Annotated in this window: 30 protein-coding genes and 1 pseudogene; 13 read left to right on the top strand and 18 right to left on the bottom strand. The window is 39.3% G+C overall.

All coding sequences use genetic code 11. The features are described 5' to 3' along the window. Nucleotides 1-13 precede the first annotated feature (13 nt). From ACWYN3_RS38975 to ACWYN3_RS38940, 8 genes are all read left to right on the top strand, one after another. On the top strand, nt 14-1,399 hold the full coding sequence (locus ACWYN3_RS38975; protein ID WP_456218991.1) for a class I mannose-6-phosphate isomerase: 1,386 nt from the start codon (nt 14-16) through the stop codon (nt 1,397-1,399). Beyond that, complete coding sequence (locus ACWYN3_RS38970; protein WP_456218990.1) at nt 1,365-1,820, top strand: hypothetical protein; 456 nt, start codon at nt 1,365-1,367, stop codon at nt 1,818-1,820. Before ACWYN3_RS38975 ends, ACWYN3_RS38970 begins: the two co-directional genes overlap by 35 nt. 22 nt (nt 1,821-1,842) lie before the next feature. Next, nucleotides 1,843-2,472: a hypothetical protein gene (locus ACWYN3_RS38965; RefSeq protein ID WP_456218989.1), complete on the top strand. Its 630-nt coding sequence runs from the start codon at nt 1,843-1,845 to the stop codon at nt 2,470-2,472. Further along, a complete protein-coding gene (locus tag ACWYN3_RS38960; RefSeq protein ID WP_456218988.1) occupies nt 2,385-2,915 on the top strand; it encodes a glycoside hydrolase family 38 N-terminal domain-containing protein in 531 nt (176 codons plus the stop codon). The genes ACWYN3_RS38965 and ACWYN3_RS38960 overlap by 88 nt, the downstream gene beginning before the upstream one ends. A 61-nt stretch (nt 2,916-2,976) precedes the next feature. Beyond that, complete coding sequence (locus ACWYN3_RS38955) at nt 2,977-3,420, top strand: hypothetical protein (protein ID WP_456218987.1); 444 nt, start codon at nt 2,977-2,979, stop codon at nt 3,418-3,420. Continuing rightward, the gene (locus tag ACWYN3_RS38950) at nt 3,413-4,783 is read left to right on the top strand and encodes a glycoside hydrolase family 38 C-terminal domain-containing protein (protein ID WP_456218986.1); all 1,371 of its coding nucleotides are present in this window, start codon (nt 3,413-3,415) and stop codon (nt 4,781-4,783) included. Before ACWYN3_RS38955 ends, ACWYN3_RS38950 begins: the two co-directional genes overlap by 8 nt. A gap of 12 nt (nt 4,784-4,795) precedes the next feature. Continuing rightward, nucleotides 4,796-5,905: a sugar porter family MFS transporter gene (locus tag ACWYN3_RS38945; protein WP_456218985.1), complete on the top strand. Its 1,110-nt coding sequence runs from the start codon at nt 4,796-4,798 to the stop codon at nt 5,903-5,905. Between the two features lie 7 nt (nt 5,906-5,912). After that, nucleotides 5,913-6,206, top strand: a complete 294-nt coding sequence (locus ACWYN3_RS38940; protein WP_456218984.1) for an MFS transporter — start codon at nt 5,913-5,915, stop codon at nt 6,204-6,206. A 331-nt stretch (nt 6,207-6,537) separates the two neighbouring features. Here ACWYN3_RS38940 and ACWYN3_RS38935 read toward each other — a convergent pair whose 3' ends face one another. The 4 genes and pseudogenes from ACWYN3_RS38935 to ACWYN3_RS38920 all read right to left on the bottom strand — a co-directional run bounded on the left by ACWYN3_RS38935 (nt 6,538) and on the right by ACWYN3_RS38920 (nt 9,018). Next, on the bottom strand, nt 6,538-6,846 hold the full coding sequence (locus ACWYN3_RS38935; protein ID WP_456223309.1) for a glycoside hydrolase family 95-like protein: 309 nt from the start codon (nt 6,844-6,846) through the stop codon (nt 6,538-6,540). Between the two features lie 6 nt (nt 6,847-6,852). Further along, a pseudogene (locus ACWYN3_RS38930) lies at nt 6,853-7,878 on the bottom strand (glycosyl hydrolase family 95 catalytic domain-containing protein); the annotation flags it as partial. Nucleotides 7,879-7,899: 21 nt separating this feature from the next. Further along, on the bottom strand, nt 7,900-8,826 hold the full coding sequence (locus ACWYN3_RS38925) for a glycoside hydrolase N-terminal domain-containing protein (protein WP_456218983.1): 927 nt from the start codon (nt 8,824-8,826) through the stop codon (nt 7,900-7,902). Nucleotides 8,827-8,832: 6 nt separating this feature from the next. After that, nucleotides 8,833-9,018, bottom strand: coding sequence for a hypothetical protein (locus ACWYN3_RS38920; protein ID WP_456223349.1), 186 nt, complete (start codon nt 9,016-9,018; stop codon nt 8,833-8,835). Here ACWYN3_RS38920 and ACWYN3_RS38915 point away from each other — a divergent pair. After that, nucleotides 8,985-9,197: a helix-turn-helix domain-containing protein gene (locus ACWYN3_RS38915; protein WP_456223308.1), complete on the top strand. Its 213-nt coding sequence runs from the start codon at nt 8,985-8,987 to the stop codon at nt 9,195-9,197. The genes ACWYN3_RS38920 and ACWYN3_RS38915 overlap by 34 nt on opposite strands. Before the next feature lie 16 nt (nt 9,198-9,213). On the opposite strand, the gene ACWYN3_RS38910 is transcribed toward ACWYN3_RS38915, so the two are convergent. The 8 genes from ACWYN3_RS38910 to ACWYN3_RS38875 all read right to left on the bottom strand — a co-directional run bounded on the left by ACWYN3_RS38910 (nt 9,214) and on the right by ACWYN3_RS38875 (nt 15,297). Continuing rightward, complete coding sequence (locus tag ACWYN3_RS38910) at nt 9,214-9,360, bottom strand: hypothetical protein (RefSeq protein ID WP_456218982.1); 147 nt, start codon at nt 9,358-9,360, stop codon at nt 9,214-9,216. A gap of 29 nt (nt 9,361-9,389) precedes the next feature. After that, nucleotides 9,390-9,929, bottom strand: coding sequence for an alpha-L-fucosidase (locus ACWYN3_RS38905; protein WP_456218981.1), 540 nt, complete (start codon nt 9,927-9,929; stop codon nt 9,390-9,392). Further along, nucleotides 9,877-10,434, bottom strand: a complete 558-nt coding sequence (locus ACWYN3_RS38900; protein WP_456218980.1) for an alpha-L-fucosidase — start codon at nt 10,432-10,434, stop codon at nt 9,877-9,879. The genes ACWYN3_RS38905 and ACWYN3_RS38900 overlap by 53 nt, the downstream gene beginning before the upstream one ends. Nucleotides 10,435-10,654: 220 nt before the next feature. Then, complete coding sequence (locus ACWYN3_RS38895) at nt 10,655-11,371, bottom strand: glycoside hydrolase (protein ID WP_456218979.1); 717 nt, start codon at nt 11,369-11,371, stop codon at nt 10,655-10,657. Beyond that, nucleotides 11,368-11,874: a glycoside hydrolase gene (locus ACWYN3_RS38890; RefSeq protein WP_456218978.1), complete on the bottom strand. Its 507-nt coding sequence runs from the start codon at nt 11,872-11,874 to the stop codon at nt 11,368-11,370. The genes ACWYN3_RS38895 and ACWYN3_RS38890 overlap by 4 nt, the downstream gene beginning before the upstream one ends. 28 nt (nt 11,875-11,902) lie before the next feature. Then, on the bottom strand, nt 11,903-12,910 hold the full coding sequence (locus tag ACWYN3_RS38885) for a hypothetical protein (RefSeq protein WP_456218977.1): 1,008 nt from the start codon (nt 12,908-12,910) through the stop codon (nt 11,903-11,905). A 184-nt stretch (nt 12,911-13,094) separates the two neighbouring features. Continuing rightward, nucleotides 13,095-13,787, bottom strand: a complete 693-nt coding sequence (locus ACWYN3_RS38880) for a response regulator transcription factor (protein WP_456218976.1) — start codon at nt 13,785-13,787, stop codon at nt 13,095-13,097. 4 nt (nt 13,788-13,791) lie between these two features. Then, nucleotides 13,792-15,297, bottom strand: coding sequence for a sensor histidine kinase (locus tag ACWYN3_RS38875; RefSeq protein ID WP_456218975.1), 1,506 nt, complete (start codon nt 15,295-15,297; stop codon nt 13,792-13,794). Nucleotides 15,298-15,425: 128 nt separating this feature from the next. Between ACWYN3_RS38875 and ACWYN3_RS38870 the strand changes: the two genes are divergently transcribed. Genes ACWYN3_RS38870 through ACWYN3_RS38860 form a run of 3 tightly spaced genes read left to right on the top strand, consistent with a single transcriptional unit; the run spans nt 15,426 to nt 17,441 of the window. After that, on the top strand, nt 15,426-15,797 hold the full coding sequence (locus ACWYN3_RS38870; protein ID WP_456218974.1) for a hypothetical protein: 372 nt from the start codon (nt 15,426-15,428) through the stop codon (nt 15,795-15,797). Further along, nucleotides 15,787-15,909: a hypothetical protein gene (locus ACWYN3_RS38865; protein WP_456218973.1), complete on the top strand. Its 123-nt coding sequence runs from the start codon at nt 15,787-15,789 to the stop codon at nt 15,907-15,909. Before ACWYN3_RS38870 ends, ACWYN3_RS38865 begins: the two co-directional genes overlap by 11 nt. A gap of 2 nt (nt 15,910-15,911) precedes the next feature. After that, nucleotides 15,912-17,441: an alpha/beta hydrolase family protein gene (locus tag ACWYN3_RS38860; protein WP_456218972.1), complete on the top strand. Its 1,530-nt coding sequence runs from the start codon at nt 15,912-15,914 to the stop codon at nt 17,439-17,441. Between the two features lie 52 nt (nt 17,442-17,493). Here the strand turns inward: ACWYN3_RS38860 and ACWYN3_RS38855 are convergent, their stop codons facing one another. Beyond that, on the bottom strand, nt 17,494-18,159 hold the full coding sequence (locus ACWYN3_RS38855; RefSeq protein ID WP_456218971.1) for a bifunctional transcriptional activator/DNA repair enzyme AdaA: 666 nt from the start codon (nt 18,157-18,159) through the stop codon (nt 17,494-17,496). Nucleotides 18,160-18,339: 180 nt separating this feature from the next. On the opposite strand from ACWYN3_RS38855, the gene ACWYN3_RS38850 reads away from it, so the two are divergent. Next, a complete protein-coding gene (locus ACWYN3_RS38850; RefSeq protein ID WP_456218970.1) occupies nt 18,340-18,927 on the top strand; it encodes a GyrI-like domain-containing protein in 588 nt (195 codons plus the stop codon). A gap of 4 nt (nt 18,928-18,931) precedes the next feature. Here the strand turns inward: ACWYN3_RS38850 and ACWYN3_RS38845 are convergent, their stop codons facing one another. From ACWYN3_RS38845 to ACWYN3_RS38825, 5 genes are all read right to left on the bottom strand, one after another. After that, nucleotides 18,932-19,225: a hypothetical protein gene (locus ACWYN3_RS38845; protein ID WP_456218969.1), complete on the bottom strand. Its 294-nt coding sequence runs from the start codon at nt 19,223-19,225 to the stop codon at nt 18,932-18,934. 203 nt (nt 19,226-19,428) lie between these two features. Next, nucleotides 19,429-19,557, bottom strand: a complete 129-nt coding sequence (locus ACWYN3_RS38840) for a hypothetical protein (RefSeq protein ID WP_456218968.1) — start codon at nt 19,555-19,557, stop codon at nt 19,429-19,431. 50 nt (nt 19,558-19,607) lie between these two features. Continuing rightward, nucleotides 19,608-20,522, bottom strand: a complete 915-nt coding sequence (locus tag ACWYN3_RS38835; RefSeq protein WP_456218967.1) for a Gfo/Idh/MocA family protein — start codon at nt 20,520-20,522, stop codon at nt 19,608-19,610. Nucleotides 20,523-20,532: 10 nt separating this feature from the next. Beyond that, nucleotides 20,533-21,996 carry a Gfo/Idh/MocA family protein gene (locus tag ACWYN3_RS38830; protein ID WP_456218966.1) on the bottom strand — a complete coding sequence of 488 codons (1,464 nt, stop codon included), beginning with the start codon at nt 21,994-21,996 and terminating at the stop codon, nt 20,533-20,535. Nucleotides 21,997-22,047: 51 nt separating this feature from the next. Next, complete coding sequence (locus ACWYN3_RS38825) at nt 22,048-23,868, bottom strand: 3-keto-disaccharide hydrolase (protein ID WP_456218965.1); 1,821 nt, start codon at nt 23,866-23,868, stop codon at nt 22,048-22,050. Nucleotides 23,869-23,874 lie beyond the last annotated feature (6 nt).

The raw sequence follows: 23,874 nt of genomic DNA, 5'->3' as shown, positions 1-23,874 counted from the left end.
CTAGCCAAACATAATGACTGCTTACGAAAAAGAAGGGATAAAGACCGATATCAATACACTGCGAAATACGACGCAGTATGTTATTCCAGAAAAAAAGGCAACAACTGATCAGGGATATGACATCTACCCTACTTTTAAAATTGAAGGGTTCATCCATAATGATTTCGATAGTCTTTGCGGATGGATAATCAGTCAGGAGAAAGACATCGTCATCGATGGTTATTCTGGTGTTTACTGGGATCAGTTTATCGGACAGCTCAATCAGCAGTTAATCCAGCATGGCAAAACGGTAAACTGGATTAGTATTGATACTGCTTTAAAGACACCCGCTGTTATTGACAAATTGATTGAAGATCATCTTCAATTACATGACCCCGTGTTTGGTAAAACAATCGAAGGAGAACTGAAAGACTTTTTTGACAGTACAAAACTTGATTTAATCAGTCAGAACACGCAAGAATTCACAATTATTTATGGTTGTGGGGCAGCTTTAGCTAACCCGGATGCAAAGCTTATTTATATCGATGTACCAAAGAATGAGATTCAGTTTCGCTCAAGAGCCGGGCACCTCTATAATCTCGGTGCGATAGAAGCTATTGATCCAAAAACGCAATATAAACGCTTCTATTTTATTGACTGGCCTGTTTTAAACAAACATAAACAACAGTTGATAGCCCATATCGACATCATTGCTGATGAACAAAGGGTTACAGAAATATCCTGGATGAGTGGTCAGGATCTTCGTGCTGCATTGACCAAAATGTCTATGCACGCTTTTAGAGCCAGGCCATGGTTTGAACCTGGTGTATGGGGAGGGCAATGGATAAAGAAAAACATCAATGGCTTAAATCAAGATGTTGTAAACTATGCCTGGTCGTTTGAATTGATTGCCCTGAAAATGGGAAATGGGATTATATTAGAAAATAGCAGCAAAATGCTGGAGGTTTCCTTTGACACGCTTCTTTTTCATAATAGCAAAGCCATTCTGGGTAAAGCAGCTCAGCGCTTCGGTTATCATTTCCCTATACGTTTCGATTTCCTTGATACTATTGAAGGTGATAAACTATCGCTGCAATGTCATCCATCTGTAGTTTATACTAAAGAACATTTTGGTGAAGACTTTACTCAGGATGAAACTTACTACATTCTTGATCATCAGAAGGATGCTAAAGTGTACCTGGGTTTTCAGGAAAACATCAATAAAGAAGAGTTTAAGCTGGTGCTGGAAAATAGCTTTAAACACAATACCCCTGTTGCAGTGGAAGATTACGTTCAAACATTTGAATCTCAAAAACATGATTTATTTCTGATTCCAAATGGTACGGTTCACAGTTCCGGCAAAAACAACCTGGTACTGGAAATCAGTGCAACACCTTATATCTTCACTTTTAAAATGTGACTGGCTGCGCCCGGATTTAAACGGCAAACCCCGCCCACTGAATATTGACCGTGCTTTTGCTAACCTGGATTTTGAAAGGAAAGGTGAAACAGTCAGTGAGACATTGATTGCTAAGCAGACTGTGATTGAGCAGGGCGATGACTGGCAGGTGATTAACCTCGCTACACATTCAGATCACTTTTACGCGATCCGGCGTTTCGAATTTGACACTGGCATTGAGGCCTTAACAGATGGACAATGCCATATCCTCAGCCTCGTAGAAGGTGAAAGTATTATCGTTAAAACCGGTAACCTGGAGCAAGAAATTCACTACACTGAAACTTTTATCGTGCCCGCAGATACAACCCGGTATGAGTTAATCAATAAAAGCAAAGGGCGTGCAAAAGTCATCGCCGCTTTTGTGAAAGAAGAATGTTGTTAATTCAGATAAACCTCCATCCCAGATGAAACCAATGCCTGACAAGTACAAATTAATGAGTATTCTGATGATCTTCTTAATTGGGATCAGTTTGAATTCTTTAGCTCAAAAGACCAGAGCTGTCTTCAGCGACGTGGAGCTTCAGCCTACTATCGCTTATCTAAAGTATCATGGAGAAAGCAGAAGGATGATCAGGCTGATTTTTAAAAATGGCAAGAATTACCTGCAGGGAAAAATCTCGGTTTCTTTCAATGGTATGGAAGAACACATCACCATCCCTGCAAACAAGGATGGTATTGAATCCTTCGAAATCCCTTTACCTGGCATGCCGGTGGAAAAGGCAACACAGGCGGCTATTTCTATTTCAGCCAACAAACAAACTTACACTGCACGCTGTATCGTTGAGCCAGCAAGAACATGGAATATCTATGTTCTGCCACATTCTCATGTTGATATTGGCTATACGAACACACAGGCTAAAGTCCTCAAATTACATCTGGATAACATTGATGAATCGATCGCTCTTGCAGAGAAGACACAGTATTATCCCGCAGCAGCCCGTTTTAAATGGACAACAGAAGCTATCTGGGTAGTGGACAATTATCTTACACTGGCCAGCAAAGAAAAAAAAAAAACAGGTTCTGGAATGCAGTAAAAAAAGGGTGGATCAACCTGGATGGGGCTTATGGAAACATAAATACCAGTTTGACAGATTCGCGCCAGTTAATGCAGATGTTTTCTAAATCACAAAAACTGGCCAAAGCACAGGGCATTGAAATCAATACACTTTTTCAGGGTGATGTACCGGGCGCTTCCTGGGGTTTAGCCGCACAGGTTGAACAAACAGGGATAAAATATTTCTTATCCGGCCCGAATGCTTCAGACAGGATAGGAAACCTGGCCAAATGGCAGGACAAACCATTTTACTGGCTATCTCCTTCTGGCAAACAAAAATTACTTTTCTGGCAATGCCAGCCCTATTCGATCGGTTATCAATTAAAAGGAGACAAAATACCTAACTTCTTCACGATGGAAGATCCAAAGCCATTTTATACTGGTCACCCTTCTAAAAAAACTCTTAAATCCTTATCTGTTTGACTATCTGGATGCACTGGCAAAGAAATGTTTTCCATATGATATGTCTATAATAACCTGGGCTATGAGTGACAATGCACCCATTGACCCGGAACTGCCTGATGCAGTTAAAACATGGAATGAAAAGTATGCTTCGCCTCAGCTGATCATCACTTCGACTAAACAGTTTTTTGTAGATTTCGAGAAGAAATATGCAGATCAGATCCCTTCTTTCGCTGGAGATTATACAGAGTACTGGACAGATGGAGTATCATCCGCAGCTAAAGAAACAGCTTTAAGCCGCAATTTATCAGATCAGCTGAAACAAACTGATGCCGTTTGGGCCATCCGTAATCAAACAGCTTATCCGTCAAAAGCTTTTGATGAAAGCTGGAAAAATTTATTGCTTTTCAATGAACATACCTGGGGTGCATTTAACAGTGTTTCTCATCCTGATGATGAAAAAGTAAAAAGTGAATGGGCAGTGAAGCAGTCTTATGTATTGATTGAAAGCAAAAGATATGATTGATACTTTACATTCACAGGCTTTACAAAGTGATCTTCAAAAAGACAAACCGTCAAAGAACGGCTTTTCAGGAAACAATCAAATAGATGTTTACAATACGGTTTCATGGTCACGTACAGATATAGTTTTAGTATCTGCGTCTTTAAGCAAAAAAGGCGATCTGGTTAAAGATATTTCAGGGAAACCTGTTCCTTCCCAGCGTTTAACCACAGGTGAACTTGCTTTTGTAGCGGAACAAATCCCGCAAATGGGAAAAAGTACTTTCAGTATAAATGCCGGTAAAGCCTATGTTAAAGGTTCAGCTAAAATCTCAGGAAACACGCTGAGCAATGGGATTTATAAAATAGAGGTTGCTCCAAAAACAGGAAATATTAAGAAATTAATTAAAATAGCTGCAAACAGGGACTATGTCAAAGCAGATTCTGCCGGCCTTAATCAATATTTATATATGCCAGGCGATTCAATTGAGAAAATACAGACCAGCACAGATGCCAGCATTACAATCAAAGAAAAAGGGCCGTTGGTAATCAGCTTGTTAATTACATCTTCTGCACCTGGTACTAACGGTTTAACCAGAGAAATAAGATTGGTCAATGGTCTTGATAAAATCGAGCTGATCAATACAATTGATAAGAAAGCGATCAGAAAAAAGGAAAGTGTTCATTTCGCATTCCCATTTCATGTTCCGGATGCTAAAGTCCGTTACAGCATTCCATGGGGAAGTATAAGTGCAGAAACGGATCAGTTACCTTATTCAAACAGGAACTGGTATACGATGCAGAGATGGGTAGATATCTCAAATAGTTCTTATGGGATCACGTGGTCAAGTCCGGATGCACCATTGTTTGAAATCGGAAAAATCACTACGGCCAATTTACTTGGCGGATTACCTCATGCCCCGCTTTGGTTATCATTTACACCACAATCTTCAAATATTTATTCGTGGGTAATGAATAACTTATGGCATACTAATTTCAAGGCCGATCAGCAAGGGCTTGTTACTTTTCATTATGTACTACAGACACACGAGAATGGGTACAATAGCTACCAGGCAAACCAGTCTGGATTGAGTAACCATCAGCCGCTGCTTGTCGCTCCGGCCGCACCGGATGAAAAAGGCTTACCATTTTCTATTCATGGGGACAATGTTTATATCGAAGCCTTGAAAAAGGCCGACGATGGGAAAAGTCTGATAGTCCAGCTGGTAAACTGTGGCGATCAGGATAGCCAAATAAACATCAGTCCGAAAAACAACTCCTCACTAAAAATCTGGGAAAGTGATATTTCCGAAACACGCAAAAAATCATTAGAGAACCGCTTTACCCTTTCTGCAAAAGGGATAATGACAATTTGTATTGAGAACTAACCATAAACAACAATGAACCTAAAAAATGAATCCACGGTATCTCCTCAAAAATCAAAGATTTTTCTCATAGCCATTACCATGGTCGCCACGCTGGGTGGATTACTTTTTGGTTTTGATATGGCTGTTATTTCAGGTGTATTACCTTTTGTCAAACAACAATTTAGTTTATCACCGGCAGCAGAAGGCTGGTTTGTTTCTTCGGCTCTGGTAGGCTGTATCATAGGAGTTGCCTTTGCCGGCGAATTAAGCGACCGGTTTGGAAGAAAAAAGATGCTGATGTTATCAGCTATTTTGTTTTTGCTTTCTGCGATGGGTACCGCTGCTGCCTCAGATTATACCTTATTAATTTTAGCAAGGATGCTGGGCGGCATGGGAGTTGGTGTGGCATCCATAGTCGCCCCCTTGTACATCTCTGAGATCGCACCAGCTCATATTCGCGGGCGGTTAGTCACCTTTTATCAGCTCGCTGTTACCGCAGGGATTCTGGTTGCTTACCTGACGAATGCGGGTTTGCTAAATCTGTCTTTAACTTACCACGACAGATCATTGGGTGGTCTTTTAGACTATATCGTGATTAAAGAAGTATGGAGGGCTATGCTTGGTTTAGGTGTTGTTCCATCCTTATTATTTTTAGTCGGTTTGTGGTTTGTACCAGAAAGTCCAAGATGGTTAATTCAACAGGGCAAAGAGCAGGAAGGATTTACCATTTTAACCAGAATCAGTGGTTCTGCTATTGCAAATGAGGACATACAGCTGATCAAAAAGACACCCAAACAAGAATCCGGTTCTTACAAAGAACTGTTTGCAAGGGAAATGAGAAGACCGTTGCTGATTGGTTTGTTACTCCCCTTATTTTCTCAGTTCAGCGGGATCAATGCAATTATCTACTATGGCCCGCGTATTTTAAATGATGCAGGAATCAATATCAGTAATGCCTTATTAAGCCAGATTATTTTTGGACTGGCCAATTTCCTTTTTACCCTGATTGCAGTATGGAAAGTTGACCAGATGGGTCGCAGACCTCTTTATATTATCGGGTCAATTGGTGCGACAGTTTCCTTATTTTTCACAGGCTGGTGTTTTTATAGCGGAGCCACAAATAATATGGCACTGGTTTATTAGTATTATTTTGTTTTTAGCCTGTTTTGCTTTTTCTATCGGGCCTTTAAAATTTGTAATTGCGTCAGAGATTTTTCCAACAAGGATTCGTGGAAGAGCAATGGGTTTAAGCATCATGGTCATGTGGATCGCAGATACCATTGTAGGTCAGCTAACTCCTTTACTATTGGGTTCTGCAGGGCCAGCTACTACGTTCTGGTTTTTCGCTGCCTGCTGTTTGATTTCATTCTTTGTCGTTTTTAAGCTCGTGCCTGAGACCAAAGGAAAATCACTGGAAGAAGTACAGGATATTTTTGTACACTAAAGCAGTCAGACCCTGTACATCAATATATATAGATATATTGATGTACAGATATTAGCAATGCCGTATCAATACCACTTATTGCACATAAACTAGCTCCATTTGGCTCAATGCAGTTTAAACCACGGTAAAATTTAGTCCATATAAAATCGGTACGCATTGGATCAAGGCCTATAATCCGCTCACCAACAGGTTTAGCAGCATGGTAAACAATTGGGCTGCCCGGCCAGCTGGTCGCTTCACGTACACCAGTATCAGTATATATTTTTAATCACGTCCAGTTATATTTTACGCCTTCAAGCCAGACTTTTACATCAGTAATCTTCATCTTCTACTATTTTTTATTGTTTTCCAGTACAATCACCGCCCCCGCTTTACAGCTTAATTCCATAAAACCATCACTTTTCAGTCGAATCACAGCACCACTGTTTGACACGGTATGCCAGGTTTTAAAAGGTATTTTCAATTTAACCAATCCACCCTTTTCAGCTTCTAATCTAACTTCATCAATAAGACCATCTTTCTTTTTCGCACTAACCAGAACGGCTCCTTCTGCACGCAATTGATCAAATGATATATTATTCCACGAGACAGGTACAGCAGGCATGATTTCGATAAATCCGGCATAACTCTGTAATAACATTTCCTGCAGGCCTCCCGCAAAAGCAAAATTACCTTCCAGTGTAAACGGCCTGTAAGTGAATTTTGAATAACCGCTTTTAGTTTGATCACCATTTAAATGAAAGCTATTTACAGAACAGAATGCTTTGGCAAAAATGCCCAGATCTTTAGCTGCTCCGTCACCATCCTTGGCTCTTGCTTTCATATTTGCCATCCATGAATAAGAATATCCGCACCAGTAAGCAGGCCCGATACTGTCCAGTAAATGAATTGTATTTTGAATTACAGCCTGCGCCTTTGGCCCGTCTTCCCATTTAATTAGTCCCAAAGGATGAATTGCCATCGCATTAGAAAAATGACGGTGCGATTGATTGTAAGGCATTGAAGGGGCAAATTTCAATTCATGATTAGCAGAAAGTGCATAGTCGTCAAACTGTCCGGATATTTTCTTCCAATGCTGCCCTTCCTGTTTCAAACCCAGTTCATCAGCCAGTTCTGCTGCAGCTTTAAAAGCAAACTTCATTAGCGCAAGGTCATAATTAGTATTCTGAGGAAACCAGGCTTCCAGACTGTTATCATTAATTTCCGGACTGGAGCTGATTTGTAATTTACGATGTCCAGTACTATCTAAAACCGTAATATCTTCCAGTAATTTCGCCGTAGCTTTAAGCCATGGATAAGCTTTCTGTTTCAGAAAACCCTTGTCCATACTATATCGCCACTGCAAATAATAATGCTGCCCTAACCAGGCAGAAACTGTTGGAGAAAGTGAATATTGTATCCATCCGCCCATTTCTGTCCCATCCAAAGTAGTTACACCCGGAACGGCAATTCCATTACTTCCGAAAAAAGCTTTGGTATACCTTGCATAGTTAGCCTTGTTCTTTTCCAGGTAATCGATATAGCCCATAGCTTCTTTCAAATGATTACCACTATAAGATGACCAGTAACTGAGCTGTGTATTCAGATCATGGTGAAAATCACCCTTCCATGGTGGTAGTCTGCCATTATCAGCTGTCCAAACTGCTTGTAAAGTGATCGGAGGAGCACCTGCACGGGCAGCTGACCCAAATTTTTATTGTTCGAGGTACCACTGCTTTTCCAGTAAAGTATCAGGTATCTGGATCGCCGATTGCTTCCAGAATTGTTTCCACCAGTTTTGATGAGCAATAAAATCAGGTTTAAAACCAGGGCCAGTGGCTTTAGCTGTAACTTCTTTTGCTGTTATATTTTTGCTTTCAGCAGATGAATTGGAAGAGATACTCCATGTACCGGCAAGAGTATTCCCTGTTTTTTTCCACCTTACATTAATTTGATAACTAAATCCTCCCCATCCTTTCTGATCATAAGTTATATTTTGTTCCTCTTTTACAATCGTTCCTTTTGGATAACCCAGCCTGGATAAATCATCTCCGCCCACAGGATCTCCGGAGTTCTTAACCTGCCCCTGATACTGTGGCGCGACCAATTCAACATCCACATCACCCGACAGGTTCTCAAACTTAAACCAGCCCAAAGATTTATCCGCCGAAACAAAAGTTTTTAAAGAGCTGCCATTTGTCCATTTCACTTCACACAATGCATCTTTTACAGACAGGTTCACAGACTTGACCTTCCCCCAGTTTCGGGTATCAAACTCCAATGCGCCACCCGGAATTTTAGATGGTGCAGGTTCTGTATCATAGGGTTCATCAAAATATTTCTGTACAATTCCGTAATCTTTTTTGTTAACCTGTTCAATCACCCATTGATAGCTGAATTCTTTACGGTGTAAACCTTTCATTGGCCGCTGGTCCCAAAGATCTGCTCTATCCAGTGAAAAATGAAGCTGCCCGTCTTTCTGCCAGATTAATGCACCAAGCATCCCATTACCTAATGGAATAGCCTCATCCCATCTGTTTGCCAGCTGATCGAAGTGGAGATCATGACGGGAAGATGGCTGTGCAGCGACATGATCATAAATAAATACAAGGGAAAGCAGGAAGAAGAACTTTTTAATCATAGGATACTATTTAATGGAGAAGGCTATACTGCCCTTCAATTGTTTATTTTTGATGTTAATTCTATTTTTTGTAAAAGGAGATCCGTAAAATGGCTTTGAACCACTGTCACTATAGTCAGCGACCAAAAGCTGAATATGCTGATCCTGCAGCCAGCTTCTTGAAGCCTGTTTACCATTGTACAAGGAAATCATTTTCAAGATTTTTAAACGAGCTGCGCATTGCACATGCCTGCAAATTACTGCCCGGTAAAAATCTCTCTGTGACCAATATCTGTTATCAGTGCGGTTATCAAAAACTGCCTAACTTTAACAAATTCTTTCATATGATTATGGACTGCAATCCAAGTATGTATCGCAGCCGCTTTAAATAATACGGCTATTTTCCCTTTACTTCAATCCACCCTGTCCCTGGTATAAACTAACCGGTTTATCCAGTTCCAATGCCAGGACAGACATATATTCATCCTGTGTATCTTCCGGAACATTGATAAATACCAGTCCTGGAATAGGGCTCCAGGAGATCTTTCCAACCACTTTAGGTTCAATTGTTTTAGAAGTACCAACTATTCTGATTTTTTGATATTATTCTTTAAACCTTTCACTACAACATTTCCAGAAACCTTTCCCGGAAGGAATAAATAAAGAACAGTAGAATCTTTTGATAAAGTGGTAGGTCCATAGAAATGTCCCTGAGGTAAACCACCCAGGGTATTAAATATCGCTTCTGCATGTTTCTTATTCCATTTACCCAGTTCCTTTAAAATATGAACTTCCTGTTCAGGAATCGTTCCATCTTCTTTTGGACCAATATCCAGCAGCATATTTCCACCATTACTAATTGCATCGGCAAAAATTGAAATCACTTCATAAGGTGTTTTCCAAGCTGTATCCTGAGGCTGGTAACCCCAATTATTGTTGATCGTCATACAAAGTTCCCACCAATTGAATTTAGGCCTTGTTACCGGAAAATTCTGTTCAGGAGTATCATAATCACCATACCCCTGCAAACGACCGTTAAGGATAGCATCTGGTTTTAAACTTAAAATATTTTTACGGATGGAAGGTGTTTTTTTTCCATTCTTCAGCTGAATGCTCCCAGTCACCGTCAAACCACCATAAATCAGGTTTAAATGTCTTATTTATCTCGTCAATCTGTGCCTGGTTAAAGGTTAGAAACCGTTGCCAGCGTGCGGGGTCATCACTAATTTTATAACGAGTACTATCTTTTGTAAAACCCGGATAGTCAGGAGAGCTCCAATCGAGTATAGAATAATAAGCCCCGCGTTTAATCCCCTGTTTATCAAGGGCAGCATAAAAAGGAGTCAGCAGATCTCTCTTTGCAGGTGTATTTTTCACCACGCTATAATGTTTCTGTTTAGTGTCCCAAAGTGCAACACCATCGTGATGTTTGGTAGTCATTACTGCATACCTGGCACCACTCTCTTTGATTAATGCAGCCCATTCTTCCGGATTATACTTAGAGGCAGTAAACCCTTTTAGCTGTTTCATATAATCGGTATGACTAATCTTTTTATTATAAAAACTCCAGCTTTCGTCAATCCCGTTTACCGAGTAGATACCCGTGAATAAAAATACCCAGTTTTGCATCAGCAAACCATTGCATTTTCGTCTTAATGGAGTCGGGATTAATTTTCGACTGTGCTTTTGCAATATTAACCAGCAAAGCAGTTGTCATAAAAACACAGCTTATCGTAAAACGGAACCGTTTGATCATATTTATCTATTATTTGGTTCATAAATCTAAGATTATCTATGTTTTTAACTGCATTCATTTCAAAAAAATTACATGCTAACTCACAAACACCAATTAAGGGTTATAGAATTCATACTTATCCGTCAACAGGTTATGAATTAATAATTCATGTGCAGGAATTGTATTTGACTGATATATAAAAGGGGTATTACTAAAGTTTGCAATAATCTCAAGCACTTTCCCAAATGCAGTTCGCTGTACTAACTTGTCTTTTGTGAGCCATTCAAAGCCAGTCATTTCCTCTTTAACAGCCAGCTCATGTGTTCTGGAGAAAACCTTCATATGTTTTGATATCACATCCTTGTATTTAGCCCAGGCTGACTGGTTCAAATGATACATTGGAGGTACATTATAGAGGATCTCTTTGAGTTCTGTATTTTTAATCTCCCCAGGAATCTTTAAACTTCCGCATTCCCAATGATGAGAGGTAATTACTGCATTGTTATAAACCAATTGAAATAAAGGGACATTAAAACGATTATCAAAATAGATATATAAATATTCATCTTTCATAGGGGCTTGTAAGCCATATCTGCCGGGTACGCCACCATCGCTTGAATAATAAGCACCGATATAATATTTTGAGTTTTTATTTTTCCGCATATCCGGGTCGCTCCATGCAATAACCGGTGTGGTCATTCCATGTCCGAAAGCAATCGTATTTGCGGCGTAATCATTTCCAACCTCAGTTCCGATCACCAGTTTATACTGATCTCTGATCCAGGCCATTCGATGTAATCTTGCCTCCAGATCCTGCTGCTGACCGGTCATCCTGCCTGGCGTGTAATCATCCAGTATTTCGCCCCCGTACCATCACAATCAATAAACCAGGAATTGAATTCATGTTCAGAGTCTTTCATCAGTCCTAACATTCTTTGTTTTACTGCCGGCATCGATAAAACAGGATTTAACTTCCTGCCCTGCCCCAAAAAGCCATGTGCAGGTTTTCCACTTTTATTCAAGACATAAGCGTTAGCGTATAAAGTAGTATCATCAAACTTTGCAGTTAGCCATTTCTCTTCACCAGGAGCATGCATACTATGATAAGAATCATATGGGCCGATCAGATATCCTCTGTCCTTAGCTTTAAGGACAAACTCTGGATGCATTTCACCTGCCACCCAGTCATTTAAGCCTAACCACGCATTCTTTATACCAGCATTTCTCATTTCATCTATCATGGATAACGGGGCTCCTCCCCAATCCTGTACAGGCTTTAAAAGGGTAGCATAGGCGCTATTTAATAACTGTTTATTCAATTGATACAATCCCATCGGATCCGGCAGGCCTTTACTCTGGTCACTAACTAAAAGATTTTCTTTTGCTAAGCAGTGAAACCGTCCCTTTATCCAGCACAGTATTTTTCCAGGCTGCTGCATTATAAAAATCCTTACTCTTCAAAGCTTCACCAAGTGCCCTTAATAAAAGACTCTTGTGATATTTGCTCAGATAATCATCCTTTTTAAACTCCTTGAATTGAGCAAGAAATTCTTTACCAGCTTCTGCATTTTTCTGATGGAATAATTCAAAAATATGTTTTGTCGGATTCATAGAAGCAGAAGCGGATTCCTTAACGATTTTATCCTTTAACAGTTTCCAGTTTTTGACATCGTCACTGACCAGAAATTCATTATTCCAGATATAAATATGCGGTGCCCCATATAGCTTTCTGATCGCAGCATTATCTTTTGCTTTATCTTCCAATGTCAGAACTGGCGCCTTTTCCTCTACATATTTCTGATATGTTTTCGCAATAGACACAGGGTCATTATCCACCAGGTATATCCTGAACCCGAACTGTTTATCTTTAACCGTCGCCGGAAAATCATGCTTAAACTGCAAAGCAAGCAGACCTTCATGTGTATAAAATCCCAGTTCGTTATTAAACATGTTTTTAATCACATAAACCAAAGCCTTATTTTCAAAGTTTGCCGCGAAAAACTGCATAGATAAATCCTGAGAACCAGAAACTGAAGGGTTCTTTGCAAAATGAGCTTTCCACCGTTCATCCTGTGCAGGAATATATTTCCCCTGATGTAAAGGGATCGTAAATGCACTGATTTTTGCTTCTGCTTTAGGCCAGATCAAATGCGCAGTATCAGCAGATTTAACCGTAACGTCCAGATAGTTACTATGTAACTCCAAAAATACCGTCAGACCTGCCCCAAATGCCCAGGAAAGATGTGTTTTATCCTGCCTTAGCTTATGGACAGTTTGTTTGGCTGCCGGGGCAGAAATGACATAATGACTCCCCTTTTCATCAATCGCTGTGACTGCAAAAGTATAAGGATCAACTTCGACCTTCATCATTTTCATTGGACAGACTGATCAATTGATCTGACTGTCTTGTTATTATTTTCTCTTGCGCCAAAACTGGCTGAAACGCCATAAAGAAAACATATAACAAACTATATTTTACTGGTAAATTTATCCACTTTACAAATCGCATCTTCTCTTTAAATTATTTTCGTGTTTTTTTTTTAACAGGTTTAATCTAATCTGTGATTAACTTATATCCCAAACCTCTGATATTGACAATTTGAATACTAACATCAGCTTTCAGGTGTTTACGAAGTTTGGTTATAAAAACGTCCATGCTTCGGGCATTGAAAAAATTATCAGCTCCCCAAAGCAATTCAAGAGCAATCTTTCTGGACAAAACTTCATTTTTGTTTTCAATTAAGAGCTTTAACAAACTTGACTCACGGAAAGACAGTTTAATAACCTGATTTCCTTTACTCAGATCCTGGGTTACAGAATTAAAATAGTATTCCCCTACGGCACATTTTAATTCTTCATTATTCTGCTGACTCTTTCTGAAGGGCATCTTCAGCAATGAATTGATGCGAACAATCAATTCTTCCATACTAAATGGTTTCTTGAGATAATCATTCCCGCCAATTTCAAAACCATTAACTACATCTTCTGTTAAGGATCTGGCTGTCAAAAAAATAATCGGAACTTCTGAATTGATCTTTCTGATATCTTTTGTAAGAGAGAAACCATCCATTTCGGGCATTGTGATATCAAAGACGCATATATCCGGCTGATAATCCAGAAACAGAGAGAAAGCTTTCGTCCCATTATCAACATGTTTCACTTCGAAGTCTCTCGATTCCAGACTTTCTTTTACGATCCGTGCTAAAAACGGTTCATCTTCTGCAAGTAATATTTTAATCTTCCCCATAAATTCAGCTTAAAAGATTTATCGTAAAAACACTGCCTTTCCCAGGTTCACTGCTGAGTGCTATACTTCCATTATGCATATTGATAATATGAGCTGCATAACTCAGTCCCAGGCCAAAACCACTCACATTTGCAAGCTTACCACTTGGTACTCTGAAAAATTTATCAAATACTTTTTCCTGATAAACTTTATCAATACCAATCCCATTATCCTTAACTTCTATAGAAACCATATTTCCACTTTGGGTACAGGTGATTTCTATCCATGGAGAAAGACCTGAATACTTAATACTATTATCAATCAGATTATAGATGACACTATTGAGATGGGTCTTATCAGCTTTAATATAAAGCTCTTTTTCAACGTGATTAAAGACAAGTTTTACATCCTTACTTTTCAACTGTAACTGCATGTTATCAATTACATCCTGAATTAATGAAATCACATCCACAGACTGGAGTACCAATTTCACCTCACTACGCTCAAAAGCCGACATTTTAAGAACCTTTTCTACCATTTCTGCCACTCTTTTAATCTCGTGTTCACAGATATCCAGATATTCTAATGTCCGGTCAGGCTGATGAAGAACTTCAAAATTCTTCATCGCTTCAATTCCCAATGCTACTGTTGTTATCGGTGTTTTGAACTCGTGAGTCATATTATTAATGAAATCATTCTTGATTTCAGCCACCTTCTTCTGTTCATATATCGTGCGTAGCATATAAATAAAAGAACAGGCAGTAATAATCATAATGATTAAAGAGGCGAGCAGAACCCACTGCATTTTTCTGAATACATAAGCCGTATTACCATCCAGAGCTAACTGCACCTGATATACATCCAGCAGACCAATCTTAACAACTTTCGACTTTTCTCTGAACAGATTAAACTCTTTAGCGTTGGAAATAAACGGTTTACCTTTACTGTCTACATTGGACAGTTTCACTGCAAACCTGCTATGAATTCCTTTTTCTTTTAATAATGAATCTATTCTTTTATGCAGAGGAATATAGAACTTCTCCAAATCCTTTGTGCTGTAAACTACACCAGATTTCATGGTATAAATTCTATTTTTTTTCTTTTTCATTCTTCTTAAGCTTACTTCCTGAAGCGCTACTGTCTTTTGTAATGTCAGTTCAATCTTAATTGACACATCTTTCTTTTGAGGCCCTCCCTTTTTCATGTGATCAGCAGCCCTTATAGATAATAGCATTCCACTGAATTTTGAGGCAAAGGCACGATCATTAACGACATTATCTTTTACAAAAAACTTCTCCCTGAGCACTTCATCCAGTGCAGTAATATAACTCGTTCTCTGCAAAACCTCTGAAATATCCCATTTGAACTGCTGCTTTGTTATCCCATAAGATGTATATAACCAATACCCCTGAAAAAGAGATAAACCCATCAGGGAAAGTCCCATGATCACAATAATAAACCGAAGTTTTCTTTTCATTGACAGATAATTTTCATTGACGATGAAGCCATCATGTGTTAATAATGATGACATTTCAACAAATTTAGGATTATTTGAACCATAGCCTCTACCCGTTAACACTGTTTAACACTAAATAACTCACCGATAACAAAACACTGAACTTCAACCAGATAAATTTGCAGCAGCATAAAAAACACCTTATGAAACAATTAATTAAATCGAGTGTACTTATTGCGCTCGTATGGGCTCAAACCACCCAGGGACAAAATGTTAAATCATCTGCAGCGACTAAATTACCCGGAGACACTACCTTACCTTCTTCAGCAACACAACTCAATAATCTTGCTGCTAATGAAAAAAGCAAGTTTTCTTATCGTGTAGAAGACTATTTCTCGAAACCCCGGATAGATGAATTTCAGCTTTCGCCAGATGGTGAATTTATATCTTTCCGGCAGAAAGACGCAAAAGGTAAACGTGACTTGTATGTGAAAACTATAAAAACAGGAGTAACAAAAAAAAATACTGACCGAAGAAAAAGAACTTATCCGTCAGTATCTATGGGTGAACAATAACCGGATTATCTATCTTCAGGATAAAGGAGGTGATGAAAACTACCAGTTGTTCGCGGTCAACAAAGATGGCACCGGTAGCAAAGCTTTAACTCCTTTCCCTAAAGTAAAGTAAAAGTGACTTCTATTCATAAACTTAAGAATGATACGAACTCACTGATTATAGAAATGAATCTCAATAATCCTGAAATTTTCGAGCCTTATAAATTGAATATTATAACTGGGAAAGTACAGCAGCTGTTTAAAAATACCGATAAAAAAAATCCGGCAAGCAATTTTAACTTTGATAAAAATGGAATATTAAGAGCTTATACAGTGAGATTTAACGGCACGCAGAACAAACTCATGTATAAGGCTCCGGGTGACAAGATCTTCAAATTAGTGAACACCATTTCATGGCAGGATGAATTTTCAATTCTCAATTTTGATTACACAGATTTAAGTGGGAACAGGGTATATATACAATCAAATATTGGCCGCGATAAAAATGCCATACTGCTTTACGATATGAAGCAAAACAAAATACTCAAGACCCTATTTGAAAATGAGAATTTTGATGTCGATGGATTAGTCTTTTCTGGTAAACGAAAAAACACAATTGACTATTACACTTTTACCGGAGAGCGAAATGAAATTGTACCAGCCAGTGATTATTTTAAAAATCTATACCAGAAATTCACCTCAAAATTCAAGGATAAAGACATCTCTATTATATCTGTAACAGATAACGAGGACAAATACCTGCTTTCTGTAAGTAGTGATCGTCTGTATCAGACTTACCAGTTATATGATGCTGTAAAAGATAAATTTGAATTGATAAAGGATGTTATGCCCCAGTTAAGGGAGTCTGACATGGCGAAAATGCTTCCTGTTCATTTTCAGACCAGGGATGGATTAACTATTTATGGGTACCTGACCCTACCAAACAATGCTTCAAAAGAGAACCAGGTTCCATTGATCGTCAATCCTCATGGAGGCCCGTATGGTATCAGAGATGAATGGAGGTTCAATTCTGAGGTACAGCTTTTTGCCAGCCGTGGTTATGCAACACTCCAAATCAACTACAGAGGATCTGGTGGATATGGCAAAGACTATTTACTAAAAGGAAGTAAACAGATAGGCTGTAATATGCTGAATGATTTAGAAGATGGGATAGCTTTCGTTCTTCAACAGGGATTAATCAACAAAGATAAGATCGCAATTTACGGCGGAAGCTATGGCGGCCTTGCTACCCTTGGCAGCCTGGTCAAAACTCCCGGCCTCTATAAATGCGGTGTTGATTATGTGGGTGTATCCAATCTCTTTACCTTTGTTAATTCATTTCCTCCTTATTGGAAACCTCTGTTAAAACAATTTTATGAACAATGGTATAACCCGGAGAATCCGGAAGAGCATCAGATTATGACCGCTGTATCTCCTGCTTTAAACGCAGATAAGATCCAAACGCCATTATTTGTCATACAAGGTGCCAATGATCCCCGGGTCAATATTAATGAATCTGACCAGATGGTTAAACAACTTCGTGCTAAAGGGTTAGAGACCCCATATATGGTACGTTATAATGAGGGACATGGGTTCCATCATGAAGAAAATCGTATTGCATTATATCAGACAATGCTCGGATTCTTCGCCAAACATCTTAAATAAACCACGGAATTCCCGCAATAATTTAACTCTTCTCTTTAAAGAGAAGAGTTAATCAATTCTCCGCCACTAATTCCAGCAGTTTCTGCTTTCTCCATATCCCACCTCCATAACCGGTTAGCTCTCCATCCGCACCAATAACCCGGTGACAGGGAATCAGAATAGAAATCCTGTTCATCCCGTTTGCATTTGCGACGGCCCTGATGGCCTCCGCTTTATCAATAGACTGCGCCTGCTCTTTTGCCAATAAGACAAAATGTGGATTGCTACCCTGAATGATACTCGCATTTAGTGTTTTCGCCAATGCTTTCAATTCAGTCTCCAGCATCTTGCGATCAGTAAATTCCAATAAACAAATCCCATGTTCAACAGCACACGCAATCATCGGCCCTAATGGCGTATCCAGTCTGACCATGTCTATGACCTGCCAGGATCTGCTTTTGACCGGAGACGCACCAAAAACAGCCTTAAAAGAATCTCCGAAACCACTCAGAGATTCATACCCCGTATCAAAAGCAGTTGAAGTCACAGATTCTCCATGTAAAATTGCTTCTTTAGTTGAACTAAAGAATTCAACGTTCTCTCTTTTTGGTTTTCTTGCCGTACAGGTTGGGCGACAAAAAATCCCCGTAGTTTTGACAGCAGTATAAAAGACCCCTTCAAAAGAGGAATCCTTTTCTACGGCAGCCTTATACATAATATCATCCGTTAAATCTTTCATAAAATCTATATTTTCAAACGATGAGATCATAATTCTGATTGTTTCTCAGGATAAAATTACCAGGTAAACATACTTTAAGCAACCGAAAAACTGACAACTATTTTTTTTAGTAAAATTCTGTTCCTGCTGACATAGGGTTGTCACTACCGATCTGTTTCTTAGCAATTCAAAAAAAACAACATGGAAAAATTAGATCTGACAAAATTGTTTAAAACTTATTATTCGGCTGGTAAATCTCCCGCATTACTAGGTATGGAACGTGCAAAATATATTGCAATTTCTGGTATAGGGGATCCAAATGAACAACACTTTGCAGATAAGGTTCAGGCCCTATATGCAACAGCCTTTACCATTAAATTTATTCATAAATCAATCAACCAGGATTTCGTTGTTTCAAAACTGGAAGGTTTATGGGAACTCGATGAGTATACACCACGCAACCAGTGGAAATACCGGTTATTGATCCGGATGCCTGATTATATAAAACAAGCAGCTCTGTTAACCGCCATTGAGCAGGTCGTATCAAGAAAACAATTGTTTTTGGCCAAAGAAATAGAACTCTATACGATGCTTGAAAAAGATGTAGTGCAAGTCATGCATACGGGACCTTTCAGTACTGAACCTGAAACCATCAAACAACTGCATGACTATATAGAGAAAAAAGGGCTGCAAAAAACCGGACTGCACCATGAGATTTATCTCAGTGATTTCCGTACAACTCCGCCCGAAAAGCTAAAGACTATACTGCGTCAGCAGCCAGTAGAATAAGGGATTAAAAATTAATCAGACCAGGCTTAATGTCTTCTACGAGATGAGCAATCAGCCAGCGTCTGAACAGCTGAGTATCATGCGCTCTATGATGAACGATTTTCCCATCTTTAAGCAAAATTGTGAAAATATCTACTGCGCATATAAATTTACGTAATAAGTGTGCCGGATATTCAAATCCCGGATAGCTATCCAAAGCTTCATTCCCCCGTCTCTCTATTTCCAAAACTGAACTGGTTATCATCGTATAAATAGTCAATTGATTAAAATAATACAGGCTTTGAATTATAGCAACCATAAGCCGCTATAATCAAACCTGTATTCCAAAACACACCCAAAAGGTTAATACCTATTCACAAAACTCGTCACATCAGATCAGAAACCCAATACGTAAAAACAAGTAAATTGAATACGTAAAACAACGTATTTTATGGGTTTATACTATTTAATCACAATTTCAGTTCAGAAATGATTGCTCATCAGCAATAGAAATGATTCGGGTTAAGCTAATGAAAGCATCACTATTTTTCCCGTTTTAACCGACTCGTCACAAGCAAAAGCAATTTTCAAACTGTTTATAGCATCATTTGTAGGATCGATCAGATCAATATCTTCAAGAATTGATTTCAAAAAACAACGCTGTTCCCGGTTACATAACTCCTGATGATCAGGTTCATCAATCAGATCAATCCAGGTATCCTGTTTTTTGCAAAACGATCATTACTATCTAAATCCGCATAGTGAATCTTGATTGATTCTGTTTTAGTATGCGCAGCTATGGATGATGATTTACCAGCACTGCCTGCTTCCTTAGCCACAATTGAGACTGACCCTTTTGGCCCGATTACATCCTTAATAAAGAAAGCCGTTTCACTGATCATTGGGCCCCATCCCGATTCATACCAGCCTACTGAGCCATCTTCAAAACGAATTTGCAACTGTCCGTAATTATAGCTGTCTTCATCAATGTCAGGAGTAAGCCTTGCTCCAATCGCACTCACCTGAACAGGCTTTGACCGTGTCATCTGGCACATGACATCAATATAGTGTACACCACAATCCACTATCGGACTTAAACTCTTCAGCAGGTTACGATGCACCGTCCATTTAGCCCCCTGACTTTGCTGATTTAAATTCATCCGCATCACTAATGGCTTACCCATTTCTGAAGACAATTCAATAAACTTCTGCCATGAAGGATGGTAACGTAAAATATAACCTACTACTAATTTCCTTCCAAATTTCTTTGCCGCCGCAGCAACACGTTCGGCACCTTCAATAGAATCAGCTAATGGTTTTTCAATAAATACATGACAGCCACTTTCCATCGCCTTAATAGCAAAAGCCTCATGGGTATCCGGATAAGTAGAAATACAAACCGCATCAGGAGCTGTCATTTTCAGCGCCTGCTCATAATCACTGAAAAGCGGATAATGACCACCCAGTTTTTCATTCAAAACTATCTTGCTATTCCCGGTTGAAACCAATCCGCATATTTCAAAACCATCAAGTGTATGATAAGCGGTAGCATGAGAAGACCCCATGTTACCGCAACCTACTACAAGTACCCGTAAATTCTTTTTTTCTAAAGACATTTCTATAAAATCAGACTCCTAAACTCCATCCTTTTCGGTATTCTCTTTTTACATACTGGTTTACCTCATCAAAATTTGCAACTCTTAAATTCTGTTTATCCCACAACAACTTAATATCTCTTCCGGGATAATCAACCCCGGTTCCACTAGCTTTTGCTTTCTGTATTTCAGTACCTCTGATAGCCAGGTTAGCAATCAAAAGTGTTTCAGTCAGCGGCCCGGCGATATCAAATGGAGAACTTAACTGTATTTTGCCATAACCGGCAATCGCAGCCTCTACCCATTGCCAGTAGTGACCATCTACCCCACCCTTTACTCTCTCTGCTCTCTGCTTGGTATGGACTTCATTATTTCGTGATAAAGGTAAAAGTCTTGGATTAGAACCATAAACATCACACATCATTTTACCTTTTGTACCTTCAAATAAAACCCCGTTAGTTCCAAAACTTTCATTTGCCCCAAGCTCTTCTGGACGGGCAGGCTTAATTCCTCCATCCATCCAGTGGATCTGCAAATCATCCTTTGTTTTTTTAGTTTTCTCAAACGTCATAATCACATGACTTGAAGGAGGACAGCTATCCGGGAAATATCCACGTTTAAATTCATCTATATAAACACTTCCGACACTGCACTGTACATCAATCGGTGTACTTAATCCTAATACTCTGAAAGGAGGTTCAACCAGGTGACAGCCCATATCTCCAATAGCACCTGTTCCATAATCCCACCAGCCCCTCCAGTTGAAAGGTACCAATTTTTCTATATAAGATTTATTAGGCGCACTACCTAGCCAGAGATCCCAATCCAGCTCTTTAGGGACTGCAACACTACTTGTGGCAGGCCATGGAATTCCCTGAGGCCATATAGGGCGGTCAGTCCAGCAATAAACATTATGTACTTTACCAATCACTCCATCATCACACCAATCTTGTAACTGTCTTACCCCATCACCTGAAGCTCCCTGGTTACCCATTTGTGTCACTACCTTGTAACGGCTTGCTGCTTCTGTCAGCTGGCGCGCCTCATAAATATCATGTGACAAAGGTTTCTCTACATAAACATGCTTACCTAATTGCATGGCTGCCATAGCAATCATCGCATGATTATGATCCGGTGTAGAAACGACTACCCCATCAATGTTTTTACCTTCTTTATCCAGCATTTCACGGTAATCCTTATAGAATTTTGCCTTAGGGAAATTTTTCACTGAAACCGCAGCCCGTCTTTCATCCACATCGCAGAGAAAAGCAATATCTGCTTTCCCTCCTTTATATATATTACTTAAATTACTCTCTCCTTTTCCGCCGACCCCAACACCCGCAACCATTAAACGATCGCTTGGCGCTAAAAATCCTTTCCCGCCTAATACATGACGGGGCACAATCATAAAAACAGCAGCTGCTGCGATAGCAGAATTTCTAATAAAGTCTCTTCTTGAATTATCAGCAACCGGATCTTTTTTTTCTTCAATCATAAATTGTTCTTTTAAGCGCCCGCTTGAAACAGGCTATAATTACGCTGTTAATTATTTTCCTAAGTCTTTGATTCTTATATTTCTGAACTGGACCGGAGAGCCATGCCCAAGGAAACCAATATGTCCGCTATCACGCATTAAACCTGGATGTTTCTGACCATCTGCCGCTCCATTTTTACGTGCATCTGTAATATCCGCATCCAATATAGCTGTGCCGTTTAAGATCACTTTAACTTTAGGCCCTTTTACAATTACTTCTTCATAATTCCATTCCCCAACAGGTTTCAGAAAACCTCTTTTCGCAGGGATAGTACCGTAAATAGACCCATGATACTGGTATACATGTAAGTCTTTATAAATAGGTGCATCGTTATCAAGTATCTGAAGTTCCATCCCTTCATAAGCAGCATCACCTTCAAGCGGAGCCCTGATTCCTAATCCATTATTTGCGCCAGGACTTAATTGAAATTCGAAGCGGAATACAAAATCACTATACTCATCTTTAGTGAATAAATTACCTCCCGAACCTTTTCCTGGTTTTGGGCGAATAGCGATATTTCCATCTTCGATCACATAATCAGTTGTATTACCCATCCAGCTATGCATATTCGTACCATCGAACAACACTTTAAATCCATCTTTTTTCTCTGCAGCACTTAATTCAAAAGGTTTTGGACGAGGGATTTCCCTGATATAAATATCACGATAAACCACAGGAGATCCATGCGCCTGTAACTCTATTTGTTCTTCCGAAAATATCGGCAGGTTTCTGTCCCAGTAATTTTCAAGAATTACATTATCCGTTACCAATTCTCCATTCAGATAGACTGTTACGCGGTCACCTTTCATTAAAATACGGAAGGTATTCCACTCATCCAGCTTATTATCAGCAACTTTCAGCGGCTTACTCTCATTAACCTGGTTATTATATAAACCGCCAGAACCGACTTGTGCACCCTCTTTTATACGTGCATTATCCCAAATCTGTACCTGGGGTGATCCACGCAAATAAATTCCAGCGTCACCTTTCTGTTTATGATCATCAATAATCTTCCAGTCCACCAGCATTTCAAAATCACCATATTTTTTAATCGTAGCCAGGTTATTCCCATGACTCATAAACAGCAGTTCGCCATTTACTACATGCCAGCTATCCAACATTTCGGCATTTGCTTTTTCCTGTGCATCAGCTAAAACCTGAGGCTCCATCTTAGATCTTTTAATCGGATCTTCCACTAAACCTTTCCAGCCTGTCAGATCTTTCCCATTAAACATCGATGTAAAACCCTCACCCTGTGGCATCTCCGCAAGATATTTTTTGATTGCCTGTTTCTGATATTCACTATCCGCACCTTTCAAAGCCACCATAGTTTTGTCCAGCAAACCCTTCACCAATGACCCATGATAAGATTTATCCGCCAATGTGATATTCATCACTGTATTGGCAGCAGTAGCCTGTAGTGCAGGATCATCCAGATATTTCCCGGCAAAAATCAAAGAATTAAATGATTTAGCATTTTCCAGGTCTTTTAAGATCTCTTGTTGCTGTGAAGGTGTTTTTGCCAGACTCATCGCTTCACGCAATAACAATAATTTCTGCTCCGCAGGATAATCGGCTTTCCTGATCAAGCCAAGATATCCTTCAATTGCCTGGTTAACATAGTCACTGTTTTTTGTCTCTCTGGCAATCTTAATCAGTTGTCTTCCAGCTTCACCATCAGTCCAAAAAGATAAAGCTGTAAGTGCAGCTTTCTGATTTTGTTCGTTTCCAGTGTTAAAGGCATTTTGAACCGCCTCTAAAGCCTTAGAGCCACCTAAACTGGCAAGCATTTTATAAAAAAGAGGTTTTTTATCTTCAGAGGAAGCATTCATCTGTTG

The sequence above is a fragment of the Pedobacter sp. NJ-S-72 genome, from assembly GCF_053890575.1.
The sequence above is the reverse complement of the archived record's forward strand: the minus strand, read 5'-3'. Positions and strand labels throughout refer to the sequence as shown.

Bases quoted from the DNA above. Each gene is read 5' to 3' on its own strand.
- ACWYN3_RS38885 (WP_456218977.1), bottom strand. From the start codon at position 12,910: ATGATGAAGGTCGAAGTTGATCCTTATACTTTTGCAGTCACAGCGATT.
- ACWYN3_RS38965 (WP_456218989.1), top strand. From the start codon at position 1,843: ATGAAACCAATGCCTGACAAGTACAAATTAATGAGTATTCTGATGATC.
- ACWYN3_RS38830 (WP_456218966.1), bottom strand. From the start codon at position 21,996: ATGATTGAAGAAAAAAAAGATCCGGTTGCTGATAATTCAAGAAGAGAC.
- ACWYN3_RS38955 (WP_456218987.1), top strand. From the start codon at position 2,977: ATGAGTGACAATGCACCCATTGACCCGGAACTGCCTGATGCAGTTAAA.
- ACWYN3_RS38935 (WP_456223309.1), bottom strand. From the start codon at position 6,846: ATGTTATTACAGAGTTATGCCGGATTTATCGAAATCATGCCTGCTGTA.
- ACWYN3_RS38850 (WP_456218970.1), top strand. From the start codon at position 18,340: ATGGAAAAATTAGATCTGACAAAATTGTTTAAAACTTATTATTCGGCT.
- ACWYN3_RS38835 (WP_456218967.1), bottom strand. From the start codon at position 20,522: ATGTCTTTAGAAAAAAAGAATTTACGGGTACTTGTAGTAGGTTGCGGT.
- ACWYN3_RS38925 (WP_456218983.1), bottom strand. From the start codon at position 8,826: ATGATTAAAAAGTTCTTCTTCCTGCTTTCCCTTGTATTTATTTATGAT.
- ACWYN3_RS38900 (WP_456218980.1), bottom strand. From the start codon at position 10,434: ATGCAAAACTGGGTATTTTTATTCACGGGTATCTACTCGGTAAACGGG.
- ACWYN3_RS38825 (WP_456218965.1), bottom strand. From the start codon at position 23,868: ATGAATGCTTCCTCTGAAGATAAAAAACCTCTTTTTTATAAAATGCTT.
- ACWYN3_RS38870 (WP_456218974.1), top strand. From the start codon at position 15,426: ATGAAACAATTAATTAAATCGAGTGTACTTATTGCGCTCGTATGGGCT.
- ACWYN3_RS38945 (WP_456218985.1), top strand. From the start codon at position 4,796: ATGAACCTAAAAAATGAATCCACGGTATCTCCTCAAAAATCAAAGATT.
- ACWYN3_RS38920 (WP_456223349.1), bottom strand. From the start codon at position 9,018: ATGATTTCCTTGTACAATGGTAAACAGGCTTCAAGAAGCTGGCTGCAG.
- ACWYN3_RS38845 (WP_456218969.1), bottom strand. From the start codon at position 19,225: ATGGTTGCTATAATTCAAAGCCTGTATTATTTTAATCAATTGACTATT.
- ACWYN3_RS38875 (WP_456218975.1), bottom strand. From the start codon at position 15,297: ATGTCATCATTATTAACACATGATGGCTTCATCGTCAATGAAAATTAT.
- ACWYN3_RS38895 (WP_456218979.1), bottom strand. From the start codon at position 11,371: ATGACCGGTCAGCAGCAGGATCTGGAGGCAAGATTACATCGAATGGCC.
- ACWYN3_RS38960 (WP_456218988.1), top strand. From the start codon at position 2,385: ATGGACAACAGAAGCTATCTGGGTAGTGGACAATTATCTTACACTGGC.
- ACWYN3_RS38890 (WP_456218978.1), bottom strand. From the start codon at position 11,874: ATGGGATTGTATCAATTGAATAAACAGTTATTAAATAGCGCCTATGCT.
- ACWYN3_RS38880 (WP_456218976.1), bottom strand. From the start codon at position 13,787: ATGGGGAAGATTAAAATATTACTTGCAGAAGATGAACCGTTTTTAGCA.
- ACWYN3_RS38975 (WP_456218991.1), top strand. From the start codon at position 14: ATGACTGCTTACGAAAAAGAAGGGATAAAGACCGATATCAATACACTG.
- ACWYN3_RS38855 (WP_456218971.1), bottom strand. From the start codon at position 18,159: ATGAAAGATTTAACGGATGATATTATGTATAAGGCTGCCGTAGAAAAG.
- ACWYN3_RS38950 (WP_456218986.1), top strand. From the start codon at position 3,413: ATGATTGATACTTTACATTCACAGGCTTTACAAAGTGATCTTCAAAAA.